The 16,874-nt window shown below is 53.9% G+C and carries 11 protein-coding genes; 4 read left to right on the top strand and 7 right to left on the bottom strand.

The window, feature by feature from the left end:
* Position 1 precedes the first annotated feature (1 nt).
* The gene (locus SH527x_RS11190; RefSeq protein ID WP_437190767.1) at positions 2-1,360 is read right to left on the bottom strand and encodes a hypothetical protein; all 1,359 of its coding nucleotides are present in this window, start codon (positions 1,358-1,360) and stop codon (positions 2-4) included.
* Positions 1,361-1,444: 84 nt separating this feature from the next.
* On the opposite strand from SH527x_RS11190, the gene holA reads away from it, so the two are divergent.
* Entirely contained in the window at positions 1,445-2,473 is a 1,029-nt protein-coding gene (gene holA, locus SH527x_RS11185) for a DNA polymerase III subunit delta (RefSeq protein WP_437190766.1), read from the top strand.
* A gap of 18 nt (positions 2,474-2,491) precedes the next feature.
* On the opposite strand, the gene SH527x_RS11180 is transcribed toward holA, so the two are convergent.
* Positions 2,492-4,837, bottom strand: coding sequence for an ArnT family glycosyltransferase (locus tag SH527x_RS11180; protein WP_437190765.1), 2,346 nt, complete (start codon positions 4,835-4,837; stop codon positions 2,492-2,494).
* A gap of 104 nt (positions 4,838-4,941) precedes the next feature.
* Complete coding sequence (gene aroC / locus SH527x_RS11175) at positions 4,942-6,153, bottom strand: chorismate synthase (protein ID WP_437190764.1); 1,212 nt, start codon at positions 6,151-6,153, stop codon at positions 4,942-4,944.
* A gap of 321 nt (positions 6,154-6,474) precedes the next feature.
* Here aroC and SH527x_RS11170 point away from each other — a divergent pair, with 321 nt between their 5' ends.
* Positions 6,475-7,650: a PmoA family protein gene (locus SH527x_RS11170; RefSeq protein ID WP_437190763.1), complete on the top strand. Its 1,176-nt coding sequence runs from the start codon at positions 6,475-6,477 to the stop codon at positions 7,648-7,650.
* 203 nt (positions 7,651-7,853) lie between these two features.
* Here the strand turns inward: SH527x_RS11170 and SH527x_RS11165 are convergent, their stop codons facing one another.
* Positions 7,854-9,224, bottom strand: a complete 1,371-nt coding sequence (locus SH527x_RS11165; RefSeq protein ID WP_437190762.1) for a hypothetical protein — start codon at positions 9,222-9,224, stop codon at positions 7,854-7,856.
* A gap of 456 nt (positions 9,225-9,680) precedes the next feature.
* Between SH527x_RS11165 and SH527x_RS11160 the strand changes: the two genes are divergently transcribed.
* Positions 9,681-10,505, top strand: a complete 825-nt coding sequence (locus SH527x_RS11160) for a sugar phosphate isomerase/epimerase family protein (protein ID WP_437190761.1) — start codon at positions 9,681-9,683, stop codon at positions 10,503-10,505.
* Between the two features lie 233 nt (positions 10,506-10,738).
* On the top strand, positions 10,739-11,623 hold the full coding sequence (locus SH527x_RS11155; RefSeq protein WP_437190760.1) for a menaquinone biosynthetic enzyme MqnA/MqnD family protein: 885 nt from the start codon (positions 10,739-10,741) through the stop codon (positions 11,621-11,623).
* A gap of 80 nt (positions 11,624-11,703) precedes the next feature.
* On the opposite strand, the gene mutS is transcribed toward SH527x_RS11155, so the two are convergent.
* From mutS to pyrE, 3 genes are all read right to left on the bottom strand, one after another.
* Entirely contained in the window at positions 11,704-14,376 is a 2,673-nt protein-coding gene (mutS, locus tag SH527x_RS11150; RefSeq protein WP_437190759.1) for a DNA mismatch repair protein MutS, read from the bottom strand.
* Between the two features lie 74 nt (positions 14,377-14,450).
* Positions 14,451-15,860 carry a glucose-6-phosphate isomerase gene (locus tag SH527x_RS11145; RefSeq protein ID WP_437190758.1) on the bottom strand — a complete coding sequence of 470 codons (1,410 nt, stop codon included), beginning with the start codon at positions 15,858-15,860 and terminating at the stop codon, positions 14,451-14,453.
* A gap of 436 nt (positions 15,861-16,296) precedes the next feature.
* Positions 16,297-16,854 (bottom strand): orotate phosphoribosyltransferase, encoded by a 558-nt coding sequence (pyrE, locus tag SH527x_RS11140; protein WP_437190757.1) that lies wholly within the window; start codon positions 16,852-16,854, stop codon positions 16,297-16,299.
* Positions 16,855-16,874 lie beyond the last annotated feature (20 nt).

The raw sequence follows: 16,874 nt of genomic DNA, 5'->3' as shown, positions 1-16,874 counted from the left end.
GCTATTTCGGGGCCGGTCTCGTACGGAATTGCGAGGCCGGGCGTTCCGATAGGCTCAGGACTTCAAGTACGCGCGCGAGCGTCTGAATTCCGTCGCACTCAGGGGATTCGTCCAGAAACCAGACCCGACCGTTGTCGTCAGCAACAACTGGAATTTGATGTCGTCTCTGCTGCTCCCGGAGTTCGCGTTCCGGTGGAGAATTCACCCGAATCTGAGCGGCGAGTTCCTGGATTCCGTCCGGTAGATCTTCATACGGCGTCAGCAGCAGACCGACGATGTCATCTACGGCCAGTTCTCTTCCTGTTTCATCAATGATCTGACAGGCCCGACCGTCCTGTTCGAGTGCGAACCCGAGATCGAGGTGTCGCTCGCAAACCAGATCTGGAAGTGACTTGCCTCCCCAATCAAGTGAGCTGCTTGCGCCGGTTTGCAGGAATCGGACATCGCACGGGGTTTGCTCAAGCAGCTGTCGCAGCGTTTCGCGAAGTGCAGTGTCTGTGCAGGTGATGCCCAGTCGCAACGGTCGCAAAGCGTGAAACTGGTGGCTGATTGCCGTTTTGTAATCGTGTTGAATATCGACGGGAACATAACGCCCGCTGGTGCGCCCCAATCGGTATTGCCCTTGAGTGAGACGTTTCTGAAAGTCTGCCAGACGTGATTCGGTGAGCCAGGCAACTCCGTTTGAATCGACAAGATCCAGCCCATTCCATCCGGCGGGCTTGTTTCCTCCAGTGACATAAATCCCCAGGTGGGGGCGGTACTGATCCATCGCGAAATCGAATGTCGGCCGACTGACCTGCCCGACATCGATGATGTCCACAGAAGACTGTTTCAGAGCTTGAACGACTCCAATGGAGAGATCAGGAGAGGCGGGGCGCTGGTCGTATCCGACGACAATGTGAAATGCTCCGCGTGTGCGCTGATTCTCTTCAGTCGCGGTCCTGAGTTGCTCGTCGACCTGATCGATCAGGCATTGCACTATTGATGAAACCCGTTCTCGCGTCAGCTGATTCAGATACTGCCCACGAATTCCATGTGACAGATCAAATTCCAGTTCCTGATAAGGTTTGGAGCCGTTGAGAAGTCGAGTGACTGCACCGGGGAGTGATCCCGTTTCGTTGCGTCGATCGCAGTTCCGACAGGCCAGATGTCCGTTTGCGAGTCGAGCCAGATGGAGCGAACGGGAAATCGGTTGCCGGTCGCCCGGACAGAGATATCTGTCCTCGTCCGATTCGATCAGTGGCAGCGAGGTGCGATCTTCCATGAATTTCAACTTCAATCCCGTCGAAACAGCCAGCCCTGATGTAATGGTTGTTTGCCGGGAAACTGACTCGGATTCCGGCAGCGGGAACTTATTCATTCCGGTGACTTGCGGGGAGCAGGCAAAGCCGTTCAACTGACTGAAACACTAGACCGAAATTGCGGATCAGGTCAATCTGAGACAATGCACGCCACTGACTTTTTACGGAAAACGAAAGCGGCCGAGAACGTCGGGCTGATCATTCTGCACGGCGCCGAGCGGCATTTGAAGGCCGCGACGATGACCGCGCTCTGCCAGAAGATTCTGGGCGGAGGAGTCGACGATTCGATCGGACTGACCCGATTTCCGGGGAAAGATCTCGATTTCAAAACTGTCCGCGACGAATTGCTGATGGTCTCGATGTTTTCGGATCAGAAGATTGTGGTCGTCGATGACGCTGACGATTTTATCACAAACTTCCGTGCTCAACTGGAGAACTACGCCGAGAAGCCGAGCAAACGTTCCGTGCTGGTGCTGGATGTGAAGACATGGCGTAAGAACACACGCCTTGCGAAGAAGGTCGATGCCGACGGGTTGGAGATTGAGTGTTCTGACCTGACAGGACAGCGACTTGATAAGTGGCTCGTCACGCAGGCAAAAGAGGTTTATCAGAAGCAGCTTGTCTCATCCGCCGCTGCATTGCTGCCTGCCTTGGTTGGGAATGGCCTCGGATTGCTCGATCAGGAACTCGGCAAGCTATCGTCTTACGTCGGTGATCGAGAAACCATCGATGAAGACGACGTCCGGAAATTGGTGGGCGGGTGGAAGGCGGAGACAACCTGGTCGATGGTTGATGCCATTCGAGATGGAAACGTCGATGCTGCCGTCACCTGTCTGAGCAAGTTGCTGTATGCAGGCGAACCGGGGCCAAAGATTCTCGGGGGATTGAACTTCGTCTTTCGGAAAATTGCGGTGGCGACAGAGAAGTCACGGCAAGGGGGGACGCTCACTCAGGCCCTGCGTGATGCTGGTGTCTTCCCGAAGGACATCCCGCTTTACGAAAAGTATCTGCGGCGAATTCGTCGCCAACGGGCAGAGACGATTCTCGAAACGCTTGCGAAGGCGGATTATGGCCTGAAAGGCGGAAGCCGGTTGCCGGAACAAGTGCAACTGGAGCAATTGGTCCTCTGGCTCTCAGGGGTTCCCATCGAGATTGAACACGCTCGCCAGTAGTCGCGTTTGTTCGGTGTGCTATTCCGGTTCGGCGACGCGATACGCCTGAAACTGCAGCATGGCAGGGATGTTTCCATAGTTCAGTTTCAACTCTGGTCCCCAGCGATCAATTTCTTGCTGCCAGCTTGCGTCAACGCTCTCCCAGGGACGCAACACTTCCTGATCCGGTAACACAATCGGACTCAGGATACCTGCATCAACGAACTGTTGCATGCGATCCGGAGAGACGAAATCGGTGAAGCGATAGGTTGTGCGGTATCGCAGGATTTCGTTCCAGTTGACGAAAACGTGCGTGATCTTTTCCTCACGGAGCTTGGTGAGAATCTCGTCCTGACTGAGGAGTGTCCATCCTTTGTTTCCGTCTGGTCGGGAAGTCCATTCTTCCAGCAGATTCTTGTCGAAGACCGTGCAATACGCATACGGGAAGCGGGCGTCAAAGATCTCTGCTTCCCCAACGAAAAGCACCTTTGCATCAGGTGGAAGATTCATCGCTTCAACGACCGCGATGGATCGCGTCAGTGTTTGCTCGCGAGCGGCTTTATAGTCCATCAGGTAACCGTTGAACCCGCACTTCGCAGTCGTAATGAAGGCGAAGTTGTAGACGATGGCGCCTGCGACGAGCGAAACAACGACAACATTCTTGAGGAGGCCAGCGGGGTCAGTCTGGGGGACTGCCGTTTGCTTTCGCTGTTTCTTCTTTTGGGATTCAACTGGAGTGCGTGTTGAGGCGAAGTGTTTCAGTCCCAGTGTTCCGACCAGTCCACAGCCTGCAAGGACGGCCATCACCGAATTCATCGGCACCCAGAATCGGTCAATGCGGTGAGTGAAGAGATACCACATTGCAAACAGCAAGAATGCGAATCCTGCGGTTTCAACGATCCCCCGTTTTCTCTGAAACACCAGTGCGAGCGGAGCAAGGCCGAATAAAAGAGGGGATTGCCAGTCGTTCTCGTACAGCACGCCACGCACATCGCCCCAACCGGGTTTGAACAGCAGTGAAGGGTGTGCGTCTTTCCACTTCGCCTGAAGTTCTGCGTTCCAGTCGGCTCCCCCAAAGAGGGAATAGAGCAACGGGTAAACAGGGTTTCCGGTTTCGACAAGGTTCTTCAACATCCACGGGCCAAATGTGATCAGCACTCCGAGGGTGTAGAGCAGGCACATCGTCACTGTGGAACGAATTCGTTCAGTGGACGGTTTGAAGGAACCAAGTTCGGTCAGCAGGATGGCGAGGCCAAATGGAATCGCGACCAGAATCATGCCGGGGTATTTGGTGGAGACCGCGCTTCCTGCCAGCAGACCAATGACCAGACAACCCCAGCGTGACCACGCATCGCTCTTGATCGCGGAGTCAGCTGATTGACGATGGTCTCGCCAGATGAAGAAGGCCAGAAGAGTCAGCACGACGTATCCACACAAGGCCCCTTCGGTGTAGGCGATGATGGAAATACGATAAGTCCAGGGGATCGTCAGATAAATTAAGGCTGCGAGCCAGCCGGCCGCTTCTCCGGAAAGTCGACGCGCAACCGCGTAAACTCCCAGTGCCGTCGTTGGGGCAAACGCCATCAGCACTGCCTGTCCAACGAGGGCTCCCTGTTCCCAGCCTCCGTATAGAACCATCCCGACCAGCAGCAGCATTTCGGTTAAGAAGGGAAAGCTGGTGTAGACGTTGTGTGGGAGGAAGTGGACTGAACCTGTGAGGAAGTATTCCTTGGGGCCGCCGAGATGGTATTCCTTCACGTCAAAGTCGGTCGGGGGCAGGAGCGATCCCAGCAGCATGCACCACAGAAACGGAACTGCAACGATCAGGCAGACCCACATCATCGGATGTGGCCGAAATGCATGCTCTGCGGGGACAGGTTTCTTCTGTTTTCGGTGCTGATATTCGAACCAGCATTCGGCAATGTTGATCAACAGAAAAATGGCGACGAACAGTGGACGTGATAACAGTCCGGCCACTCCTAGCGTGAGTGTCAGCAACGACGTCGCGGATAACCCGATGCCGCCTGCAATGGCAATCTGACTCAGCTTGTCGATGCCAGTGGTGAGCTTGAGCCCACGGAGGATCAGATTCCCCAGAGAGAATGACGACCCGACAATGAACGCGGCGAGAACGGCTGGCCAGAATCGCTGCGGCAGGTACTGGAGGCCTGATGTCGTGGAAGCAGGATCTCCAGCCAGGCTGGCATAGATCTCCGGCAGCATAAACACGACGTCAGATCGGTACAGCGATCCTTGCGAGTTGGACGAATTCGGAAGTCGAGACGTGAAGAACAGGAACCAATAAACCGCCAGCCAGAGGATGACCAGAATAGGAGCCCAGCGTTTTAAGGGCGATTCCCGTTCAGTGTTCAATCCCGCTGACATCGATGCGGCTCCGGCTCGAATGACTGTATTGTCGAACTCTCTGCATGAGGCGAAGTGATCGCAAAACTCAACGTGCCGTCGACGCAACGCCAGACTAAACTGGCTTAGCCGTGGTCGTGTCCATGGTCATGGCTGTGATCATGATCGTGGTCACAGTCTTCGCCGCAGGAGTGCTCCCAGTTGTCTCCGCCTGCTCCAAAATACTGACCGACCCAACGTAGCCAGTGGTCTGCAATGACGATTGCAACCATAGCTTCTGCGACTGGAATGAAACGTGATAACAGACAAGGATCGTGACGTCCCTTTGTGCTGACCGTGGTCGGTGTTCCGCTGCGGTCGACGGTCTGCTGTGGAATCGGCAGGCTGCTGGTCGGCTTTACTGCAGCACGGAGAATCAACGGCATTCCTGTCGTAATTCCGCCGAGCATTCCCCCATGACGGTTTGAAGTGGTGTAGATCTCTTTTTCGCCTTCTTCGTCGAGACGGCAAGCAAAAGGATCGTTGTTCTCACTTCCACGCATCGTGGTGCAGCCAAAGCCGACGCCGTATTCGACACCCAGGACTGCTGGGATGCTGAACAATGCTTTGGCCAGATCGGCTTTGATCTTGTCGAAGACAGGTTCGCCTAATCCTGGAGGAATTCCGGTCGCAACAATGTGTGCCGCTCCGCCGATCGAGTCCTGTTCTTTGCGGCATTGATCGATCAGGGCGATCATCTTTTCCGCTGCATTCAGGTCCGGGCAGCGAATGATGTTTGGTTCGCCATTGGGCAGAAACTCAACCTGATCCTGTGTGATCGAGGCTGGATCTGAAATGTCGGCGAGAATATTTCCAACTTGCGAAACGAACCCGACGACTTCGCCACCAAAAGCTTGGCGCAGCAGTTTTTTGGCAACGACGCCAGCGGCGACACGGGCAGTTGTTTCGCGAGCACTTGCCCGACCACCGCCACGATAGTCGCGGTGCCCTCCATATTTTGCGTCATAGCTGTAATCAGCATGACCGGGGCGGTAAACATCTTTGATGTCGTTGTAGTCTTTGCTGCGCTGATCCTGATTGCGGATCAGGATCGCGAGACTTGTGCCGGTGGTTTTGCCTTCGAACACACCAGAGAGAATTTCTGGTTCATCGTCCTCTTTGCGTTGAGTAACGATCTTGCTTTGGCCTGGCTTGCGTCGTTGCAAGTCGACTCGCAGATCCTCAACTGAGAGCGGAATTCCTGCTGGAACTCCGTCGATGATTACGACATTCCCCGGGCCATGGCTTTCGCCTGCCGTGGTGATACGAAACGATTGTCCGAATGAATTTCCTGCCATAGTCTCACATCATAGAGAAGGGCGGGGAGAGTGAGAAGGATGAGAAACCCAGGCTCTGCACGACGGCGAAAATCCGCGCCCTTGACGCTCAGGTGAAATGGCGGTTCAATGCAACAGAATCCATCCATTTTTATTGAAGTATGCTCTTCTTGCTTCAATATGATGCCTTGTTGCCTGATCGGTGACATCAGGTCATTTTTCTCATTCCAAGCCCTATTCGATGTCTTGGTGATGAGAGTGAGGCGGTGGAACCGGATTGCCGTTCCTTCTGAGTTGCGGGCACAAGAAAGCACGCCTGGCTAATTACTAACTGGAGAATTTATGAAACGAATCCCGTTGCTGTTCTTGTTTCTCGCGTTGTGTTGCAATTCTGTGTTCGCCGGTGAACAGTCGGTCACACTCGAAATGGAACGGAACGGGGTCAAAGTCATGATCGGGAAAGACGTGTTCACCGTCTTCCGGTTTGGATTGGATCGGCGGAAGCCGCTTTTCTATCCAGTGACAGGACCGAATGCGTACGAACTCCTGACGAAAGCCTGCAAGGACGCTCCACCAGATGCGGCTGAACGCAAAGTTGTCGTGGTGTCAGAAGTCGCACCGTTGCATAAAGAATCCGGCGAACCTGAAACAGCACCATTTGGTAAGGTTCTGGTAGCCAAGCGTGTCGACGGCGACAAGGTCTACCTCGCTGATAGCGATGCATGGATCGCCCGAACTGATATTGCTCCGGTTGCCGGGATCGTGGTTCGACTGATCAACGACAATCCAACGAATACCAGAGATCGCAAAGCTCCAGATTTCTATGACCACGTCCATCATAAAGGGATCTGGTTCGCCGTTGACGAAATCGATGGCATCAAGTTCTGGATGGAAGACAGCCTCGTTTCGACCACTCAGGTTTCGATCGTGAAGGGAAGTGGTCCAACAGCGTCGTTCAAGTATTCGACCGTCTGGCTCAGCAAAGAAGACAAGCCAGTACTTGAACAGGATACGCTTGTCACCTTCACTGCAGATCGCCTGATGACTTACGACGCGACGTTGCGTCCGGCCAAAGAATCAGTGCACATCGGCGACACGAAAGAGGGCTTTTTCGCAATTCGAATGCCGCATGGCATGCAGGAGAATGTCTCCGGCGGACCTGTCACGAATGCAGAAGGAAAAGTGAGCACCAAGGAAACTTGGGGTCGTCCTTCACCGTGGATTGACTACGTCGGTAAGGTCGGAAAAGAGAAATTCGGCGTGACGATCATGGATGCTCCACAGAACCCGTGGAAGTCACGATATCACGTTCGCGATTATGGACTGTTCTCTGTGAACCCATTTGGTGATGGTGCTTATACAGCAGGGACACCAGATGCTCAGCCTGCACACAAACGCGATCTGAAGCAAGGCGAGTCACTTCGGTTTGTCTACGGCTTGTGGGTTCACGGCGGAGACGCAGGTGTGGAAAAGGTCGCCGAGTCTTATAAGACGTTCTCAAACGGCATCGCAAAGTAACTAAGCTGATGAGTCCTTCCGAAAGATGACATCATCTGCGACGAGGTCAGTCTGACTGCCAATGTCGATTCGGGTTTGCTGCCTGAAGCACATTGATAGGGTTGGCTCACTGGACTCAGGTGCAAATAAAAAAACGGGCGATGGTGAATACCATCGCCCGTCCTGCATCTGGGAGTGCATTTCTGCTTATCTGACGTGAAGAGTTAGTTCACGCAAGATTCTGGTGCGGCACAAACTGGGTTCGCAGCTGTCACGCATGGATCATTGCAGACAGGCACTTTGCGGACCACAATTTTTGGAACGCAACGAGTCTTTGTCACTGTTACGGTGCGAGGGACACATTTGGTCTTTGTTACCATGTGAGTTTCGCAAACAGTACGTGGAACACAGTAAGGAACCTTACGTGTGTGGCATTGTTTCACATAGCTGCAGGTTGTGTATGGAACTCGCTTTGTGACAGTTTCGCAGGTCCATGTGCAGGTTGTGTATGGAACCTGTTTGCTGACGCATTGTTCAACATAGGTGCAGGTTGTGTAAGGAACTTGCTTGGTGCGGCATTCACGAACCATGGTGCAGGTTGTGTATGGAACGCGACGTGTGCAGGTTTGTGTTACATAGGTGCAGGTTGTGTAAGGAACTCGTTTGACACAAGTTACTGGCACACGACGGCAAACTGTGTAAGGAACTTTGCAGACGCGGGTTTCTGGAACCATGCGTGTGCAGGTCTGAGTCGTCATGACAGTCTTTGGGCACCAGACGCGTTTTGTCACGGTACGTGGTGGGCACTGAATCTTCTGGATGCATGCCTTACCTGGGCACCAGACGCAGGTGCAGGTGCATGGATCGAAGACAAACTTGCCTGGACCGCGAACACATCGTTCAACAACTGGACCTGGAATGCATTCGGTGACACATTTCCATTCGCCACATTGAACTGGAACGCACTTTGATTCTGTCACAGCACGATAAGTTGTCTGGCAGACATCGCGGTAACGAGTTTCGGTTTCAGTTCGGTAGGTGGTGTGGCAGACGTCGCGATAGCAAGTCTGGTAGACAGGCTTACGGACGGTGTAGCACTCGTCACGGTAGCAGGTCTTGTAAACTGGTCGGCAAACGGTGAAGTTCACTGTTCGGTAGCAAGTCTGATAGACAGGCTTACGAATTTTGCAGGTGACGGTGCGATAGCAGGTCTGATAGACCGGGCGACGCACGGTGTGAGAAACTTCACGGTAACAGGTTTTGTAAACCGGTCGGCATGTCGTGTAAGTTTCGTCACGATAGCAGGTGTCGTAAACGACACGGCTGCGGGTGACTGGCACCTGGTATGTGCAGGTGTCATAGACGGTCTGGCATTCTGTGTACTCTTCTGTACACAGGACGCGTTCCCGGACCGTCCGGTACTTTGGTCCGCAAGATTCTCGTGCCGTACAGTAGTCGCCAGCTGGTGCACAATTGGCGGCTGGAATGTTCCGGTACCGACACGCTCCGCAGAACAGCCCAGCTTCCGCTTGGACTGACATCAACATCGCGAAAAGCGATGCGGTCAGTGCGGAAATCCATTTCAAGTTTTGCATGGTTACGCTTCCTCTCCTCATCAACCCCCAGATGCATAGAATCCCGCAATTGGATTCTTCCACTCTCTGTTTCGGTTGATTCTGCTGACCCGCTTAACGCAAGTTGTCCATCTTACCTAAACGAGCAGCTCATACTGATGTCCTGCCCGCACCACCTGCAAATCCGCCGCAATGATGATCTGTGTTAGATTCTGTTCGATCTGAACACTGATCATTGAATGCATCGACTAAACACGTTGTGGGCTGGAGCACTGACGGTGTCAGCGGTACGTTCAGTGTCGACCTTCTGGAAACTCTCCCGTACTGTCGTCAGAATCGGCATTTCTTCTCGGAAAGTTTCTCTTTGATGATTCGATTCGAGAGTAAATGTCGATCTTGTATGAATTAAAATCGGCATCCGGCTGTTTCTGCCTCGGGTCAGAATCCAGGACATAAAAAACGGAGAATCCTCTCGACATGAAATTTGCAATCTGCCAAGAGCTGTTTGAAGGTTGGGATTGGGAACGCCAGTGCCGTTTTATTCGTGAGACGGGTTACGAAGGTGTCGAGGTGGCTCCGTTCACTTTGGCGGCGACCGCGAACGATGTGACTCCGCAGCAGCGCCGGGAATTGAAAGCGGTTGCCGAGGCAAACAGGGTCGAAATCGTCGGACTCCATTGGTTGCTCGCCAAAACTACTGGATTTCACATGACCACGGCAGATGCTGCAGTTCGCCGCATTACGGCCGACTATCTGGGCTCGCTGACGGATCTCTGCGCGGACCTTGGTGGATCGCTGATGGTTCTCGGTTCGCCGCTACAGCGCAGCCTTCAACCCGGCGTTTCTCAGGAACAAGCGTTCGACAACGCTCTCGAAGTGATTCGAGCAGTTGTTCCGCGACTTGAAGATCGTGGCGTTGATCTGTTGCTGGAACCGCTGACGATCAAAGAAACCGATTTCATGATTTCCTGCGATGATGCCGTAAAGATGATCGAGGCAATTGATCATCCTCGCGTCGCATTGCATCAGGATGTGAAAGCGATGCTCGGGGAAGGTAAGCCGCTCCCTGATCTGATTCACAAACACGCACAACATACGCGGCATTTTCACGCGAACGACGAAAATCTGCGTGGGCCGGGGATGGGGGAGATCGATTTCGACCCGATCTTCAAAGCGTTGAAAGAGACAAACTATCAGGGATGGGTCTCTGTTGAAGTGTTTGACTACACTCCCGGTGCCGAGCATATCGCGGTGGAAAGTCTCCGCTATATGAAAGAGGTCTGGGATCGAGTCGGGAAATAGTCTTCTCCCAACCCGTCTGGCAGTAATTCGCAACCGGCCAGTCAGAATTGTTTGAAGTACACGAAGCCGTCAGAGCACATTGTTCTGACGGCTTTTTACGTTCGTTCAGGCGATCCATAACTGGTCGAACTGTGTCAGACCTTGAGACATAATGCTGTTTCTTGATGTGAATTGGATCGTGTTGCGACTCGTTCGATTGCAGATATACTGCAAGTCGTACAGGAATTGTGGACATGATTGACCGACAGCGGGGGCTTCAACTGGAAATGCCATCTCAGCAGATCCGTATTGGAGCTGTGACATATCTGAATAGCCGACCACTTGTTGAGGGTCTTGGAGGTCTCGCGCCGCATGCGCAGTTGATTCTCGACTATCCCAGCCGACTCGCTGATGCATTGGCAAAAGGGGATCTGGATGTTGCCTTGATTCCATCTGTGGAATCGTTCAGCAATCCGAACTACGAAGTGGTTTCGGATGCCTGCGTCTCAACACACAGTGATGTTTTCAGTGTGAAGCTGTATTGTCGCGTTCATCCTGGAGCGATTCGGACTCTCGCATTAGACGAAGGGTCCAGAACGAGTGCAGCTCTGACGCGGATCATGCTCGCGGAGCGATTTGGAGTTCTTCCGGAACTTCGCATCCTTCCACTGGAGAAGACGACTCGCGATATCGAAGCGGACGCTGTTCTATTGATCGGCGATCGTGCCATGCAGCCCCCTGTCGAAGAATTCCACACCGTGTGGGATCTTGGAAGTGAATGGGTGAATTGGACCGGCCTCCCATTTGTCTTTGCGATGTGGGTGACTCGAAAAGATGTCGCACTCCCAGGGATACCACAGGGTCTTGCAGCCGCGCGCGATGCCGGACTGGAGCATCTTGAGGCGATTTCTCGCGAAGGGTCCGACCGCCTGAATCTTCCTTATGAAATGGTCTACAACTATTTCACGAAGAACCTGCACTTCCGCCTTGGTGCTGCAGAACGGGCAGGGCTGCGGTTGTTTCAGGAGCTTGCAGCAGAGTACGGATTTGCCGTCTCAAACAAGCTCACATTTCGCGATGATGAGCTGAGAGCCGTTCGCATCGAACAGCTTCAGGAAAAGACAACGGCTTCGAAGTAACGAGGCTTCTTCTTCGCTTTCTGGAGGAGACTCGGAGTTGAAACGGATCGACAGGCTTTCGCGAGTCGATCCTGCGTCGGTTACTTCTTCAATTTTCCCTGCAGATCCTGCAGTGCCTGCAATGCTCCCATCGGAGTCATCTGCTCCAGGTTAATCCCGCGCAGTTCATCCAGAAGTGGATGGTCTTCCTGTTCGACAAACAATTGCAGCTGACGTGTATTTTGTCGCTTACGTGCTGGGATCTTGGTTTTTCCAGAAGCATCCTGATGATCATTCTCTAGTGTAGTGAGAATGATTCCGGCGCGTTCGATCACAGCCCGTGGGACTCCGGCCAGTCGAGCGACATGAATCCCGTAGCTGCGGTCAGCGCCACCGGGAACGATCTTGTGGAGGAAGACAACGTCGCCGTTCTCTTCGTGAACAGCGACGTTCCAGTTACAGACTCTCGACATGGTTTTCGGGAGTTCGGTGAGTTCGTGGTAGTGCGTTGCAAACAACGTCCGGCAGTTGATCTGGTCGTGAAGATACTCGGTGATGGCCCACGCGAGTGAAATTCCGTCGTACGTGCTCGTGCCGCGCCCGATTTCATCCAGAATGACGAGACTTCGGTCCGTTGCCATGTTCAGAATACGAGCCGTTTCGGTCATCTCAACCATGAAGGTTGATTGCCCGCGGCCTAATTCGTCGCTCGCTCCGACTCGTGCGAAGATGCGATCGGCGATACCGATTTTTGCCGAACCCGCCGGAATGAACGAACCCATCTGCGCGAGGACTGTGAGGAGCGCGGCCTGACGGATGTAGGTACTTTTTCCGGCCATGTTCGGGCCAGTAATCAGTGCCATCGTTGGGCCAGGGGCGTTGCTGTCCTGTGGGGATGCTCCGAGGAAGACGTCGTTGGGGACAAACTGGCCAGACGACATGATACGATCGAGGACCGGATGGCGCCCGTTTTGAATGATCAGGCAAGGTTCATCGACAATCTCCGGACGACAATAGTTCTGTCGGAGTGCCAGTGTCGCCAGCCCACACAACACGTCGAGCGTCGCCAATACTTCGGCTGTCTGCTGCAGACGAGTGCAGGCGGTCGCAACCTGATCTCGCAGAGTCTGGAATAATTCGATTTCCAGAGCGTGAGATTGTCCTTCCGCCTTCAGTACGCGGTCTTCGTACTCTTTCAGTTCCGGTGTGATGAACCGTTCAAGATTCTTCAGTGTCTGCTTGCGAATGTATTCGGCCGGGACTTTGCTCATCTGAGCTGCAGTCACTTCGAGGTAATACCCGAAGACTTTGTTGAACCCGACTTTCATTGTGGAGATGCCGGTGCGTTCAATCTCCTTCGCCTGATACTCGGCGATCCACTTTTTCCCCCCGGATGCGAGGTCACGAAGTTCGTCGAGACCAGCGTGTCGGCCGGCGAGGATCATTCCGCCTTCACTCGTGAGCAGGGGCGGCTCTTCAACAAGCGTCGCGTCAATTTCGGTGCGTACATCGGCGCAGAGATCGAGTCTGGCGTCGAGAAGTTTGAGTAGATCAGAGTTCCGTCCAGCGAGCTTGGCCTTCAACTTTGGAAGAATGGAAAGTGTCTTAGCGAGCGACCCGAGATCTCGTGGCGAGGCTCGAAAGGTGGCAACGCGTGCGGAGAGTCGCTGGAGGTCATATGCCTCTTCCAGTTGCTCCCGAAGTTCACGACAGAGTCGACTGTCGCGGATCAACTCTTCCACGGCATCCAGTCGCCGATTGATGGCGATCCGATCCGTGAGCGGATTGGACAGCCATTCTGTCAACAGGCGGGCGCCCATCGCAGTGCAGGTCTCGTCCAGCACGCTGATCAGCGAACCCTCGCGGCCGGACTCGCGTTGTGTTCGTGTCAGTTCCAGGCTGCGTCTGGTTGTTTCGTCGATGAGCAGATTGGTGCCGCGTCGATACGGTTCCAGCAGCACGATATGCCCGAGAGATGTCTTCTGTGTTTCCTGAACGTAGTCCAGCAACGCACCTGCGGCGGTGATGCCGACGGAGTCTTCGTCCATCAGGTCAAAACCTTCCAGAGTTGCTGTCTGGAAGTGCTTCAAAAGAATGTCACGGCATTGTTTCGCTCCGAATGACCAGGCCGGCCGTTCCGTGAGGACAGGACCATTTAATTCGATCAGCGACGTGTAGACCGGATGGGCTTTGATCTGCTCCGGAATCAGAATTTCCGCTGGTTCAATTCGAGCGAGTTCGTCCAGAAACGCGAGTCGCGAGCCGAGTGCTCCTGCGTCCTCTTTTTGTTCGACCTCAACACACTGAAATCGACCGGTCGAGAGTTCGAGCCAGGCAATCCCCACTCGTTGTTTGAACGGGAAAACAGCGGCGAGGTAGTTACTCCGCTTCGGGTCGAGCAGCGCGTCGTCGGTCAATGTCCCTGGGGTCACAATGCGAGTGACTTCACGACGCACCATCCCCTTGGCGGTCTTCGGGTCTTCAACCTGTTCGCAAATGGCAGCACGATGACCGGCTGCGATCAGTTTACGCAGATAACCTTCCAGAGCATGGAATGGAAACCCGGCCATCGGCACCGGGTTCTCTGAGGTCTTGTCTCGACTGGTGAGAGTCAATCCGAGGATTTTTGCTGCTGTTTGTGCGTCTTCGTGGAACAACTCATAGAAGTCTCCCATGCGGAACAGCAGGATGGTGCCAGGCGTTTCTGCCTTGACCTCCATGTACCGCTGCATCATGGGAGTGAGTTTTGTGTCCTTTGCTGCTGAAGACGACATTCAACGGAGTCCGATGCGGAAGTTCTCGAAAAGAATCTCTGAAACCAGTCAGGGGGATTCAGCGTGTTACTGTATCAGGCTTTCTTGCCGTACAGGATGTCGCCCATGTTGTTCTTATAGTCTTCGACGCCGGGTTGCCCGTAGGGGTTGATTCCCAGCAGACGACCTTCGACAACGGTTGCCAGCATGAACATCTGCAGCAATTGCCCCAGCGCGTAGGCATCCAGTTTTGGAATATGGAAATCTGCGGTCGGACGCTGAACGTCGGCGTAGGCTTTGTTGGTCCCCTGAATCGCTGCGGTGAGCAATTCCGGAATCGACTTGCCTGCGATGCGGTTGAGTTGATCCTGATCGAAGTTGTCCGCGTTCTTCGGGAGAGCAACGGCAGGTTGATTCGGAGCCCCGATGATGACGTTGGTGATGACGCGGTCGCGTTTCCCTTCCTGATGTTGTTGTCCTCGACTGTGAAGGTCGCGGGTGTTCACAACTGTCAGCGGAGTTGCTCCCTTTTCGTGCTTGCCAAGGCTCTCGGCGAGCAGCTGATCATACCACAGCCCGACTGCTTCGAGCTTCTTCCCCCAGGTGGAGAGAACACGAAGGTCCATACCGTGATCGCGTTCCAGCAGATGGCAGGTCGCCACGTAGTCGAGAACAGGATTGCTGCCAATCGGGGCATTAGCAAAGGTGTCAGTCATGTCCGCTGCCCCTTGCAGGAGAGCTCGGATGTCCATTCCGAGGACCGCTGCCGGGTACAGGCCGACTGCTGTGAAGACTGAGAATCTTCCGCCCACCCCATCCGGGATCGGGAAGGTCGTCTTATAGCCTTTGGCGTTTGAGTAATTTCTCAGCTTGCCGGTTTCGCCAGTGACTGGAACGACGAACTCTTTGGACTCTTCTGACCCTTCGCCGTAATAAGCATCGAGTGCTTCACGGAAGATACGGAAAGCAGCAGCGGTTTCCAGAGTGCCACCAGACTTACTGATGACGTTGATCCCCCAGCGCTGAGAAAGTTCTTTAGGGTCTTTGCATTGCTTTTTCAGCAGGTCGAGCAGAGAAAGAACTGCGTCGTTGTCGAGGTTGTTGCCTTCGTAATAGAGCTTTGGTGCGTCGTTTCGACCTTCACGGCAGCGTTCGTTGTGGTAAGGGTCGCAGAGTCCTTCAAACAGGGCTCGCAGGCCCATGTATGACCCCCCGATGCCCAGAACGACAAGGCGGTCGATCTTGCTGCGCAGTTCGGCAGCGCTTTTCTCGATCCGTTCAAGAAGACCGTCTTCGCCTGCCAGCAGCCGTTGTGGAAGATCAATGAAGCCGCTGTCGAGTGGGTCCTTCTCCGCAGGGATCGGGCCTTTCGATGTCAGGAGTTTGATGTCGGCGAGGGTCTCCTTACGAGCTGCTTCCAATGCGGAAGCGATTCCAGTTCGGGCGGACTGGATCAGGAATTCACAAGCTGCTGAATCGTAAGTGAGTGTTGATTTCGCCGACATTATGCATCCTTCAATCGAATTCGAGCGCAAAGACAATCTGAAATTGACGCCTCGGAATTGATAGTACCGTGTTTCAAATTCACGAGGTGATGAAAACGCATTCGCCTTTCGCGTCTGGTCCCCACCATATTGAGCACTGGGGGAGAGTGACGCCATCCTGAAGGCCGTGTCCTCAGCGAATTCTCTGACTTAGGGACGGATCAGGATTCGAAAAAACGGGATGAAATGCTCGTAGAACGAATTAAAACGCCGCACAGCGAGTGTGCGGCGTGAATCATCGAAAATGAGAGAATCTTGATCACCGAATTCGGCAGCAGACCGGTGTCGCTTTGACCCGACTATTTGGCACAATCGTTTCAGCTGTTGCTGTCTGTCGCGGGGATCATCCCCGTCTGGCGGCGAATGATTTTCAACTTCGCGAGTTGTGGCCGTTTGCCTAATCAATGACAGGTGGAGTGATTCCAAAATCTTGAATTGTCAGCAGTGACTGGAGTGGGATGTTTCTGGCGGCGAAGTTTTTGGCGCCCCCTTCCATCCGGTCAATGATGGAGAGAACCTGAACAACTTCGGCTCCGAATTCCTGCACGCGATCAACGGCGAGCAGCGAACTTCCGCCGGTGGTGACGACGTCTTCCACGATGGCGACTTTCATCCCCGGTTGCAGTGGCCCTTCAACATATTTATTGGTGCCGTGCCCTTTGGACTCCTTGCGAACGAGGAACCCAATCAGTTCCTTACCGCGAGCAGCAGCAGCAGAGAGGATTCCGGCAACAATTGGATCGGCGCCAATGGACATTCCGCCGACGGCATCGACGTTGTCGAGATCGATCAGATCAAGAAGTCCTTCACTGACTTGCTGCAAGCCGCGAGAGTGCAGGGTGATCTGCTTTCCATCGAGGTAATAGGTCGCTTTTTTTCCGGAGGCGAGGGTGAAGTCGCCGAACTTCAGGGCGCGTTCGCGGAACAGGTCACACAACACTTGTTTGTCATACATCGAAACACTCATTTCAACTT

Origin of the sequence: Planctomicrobium limosum, assembly GCF_051465645.1 — a bacterium.
Taxonomy (GTDB): Bacteria; Planctomycetota; Planctomycetia; order Planctomycetales; family Planctomycetaceae; genus Planctomicrobium.
The sequence above is the reverse complement of the archived record's forward strand: the minus strand, read 5'-3'. Positions and strand labels throughout refer to the sequence as shown.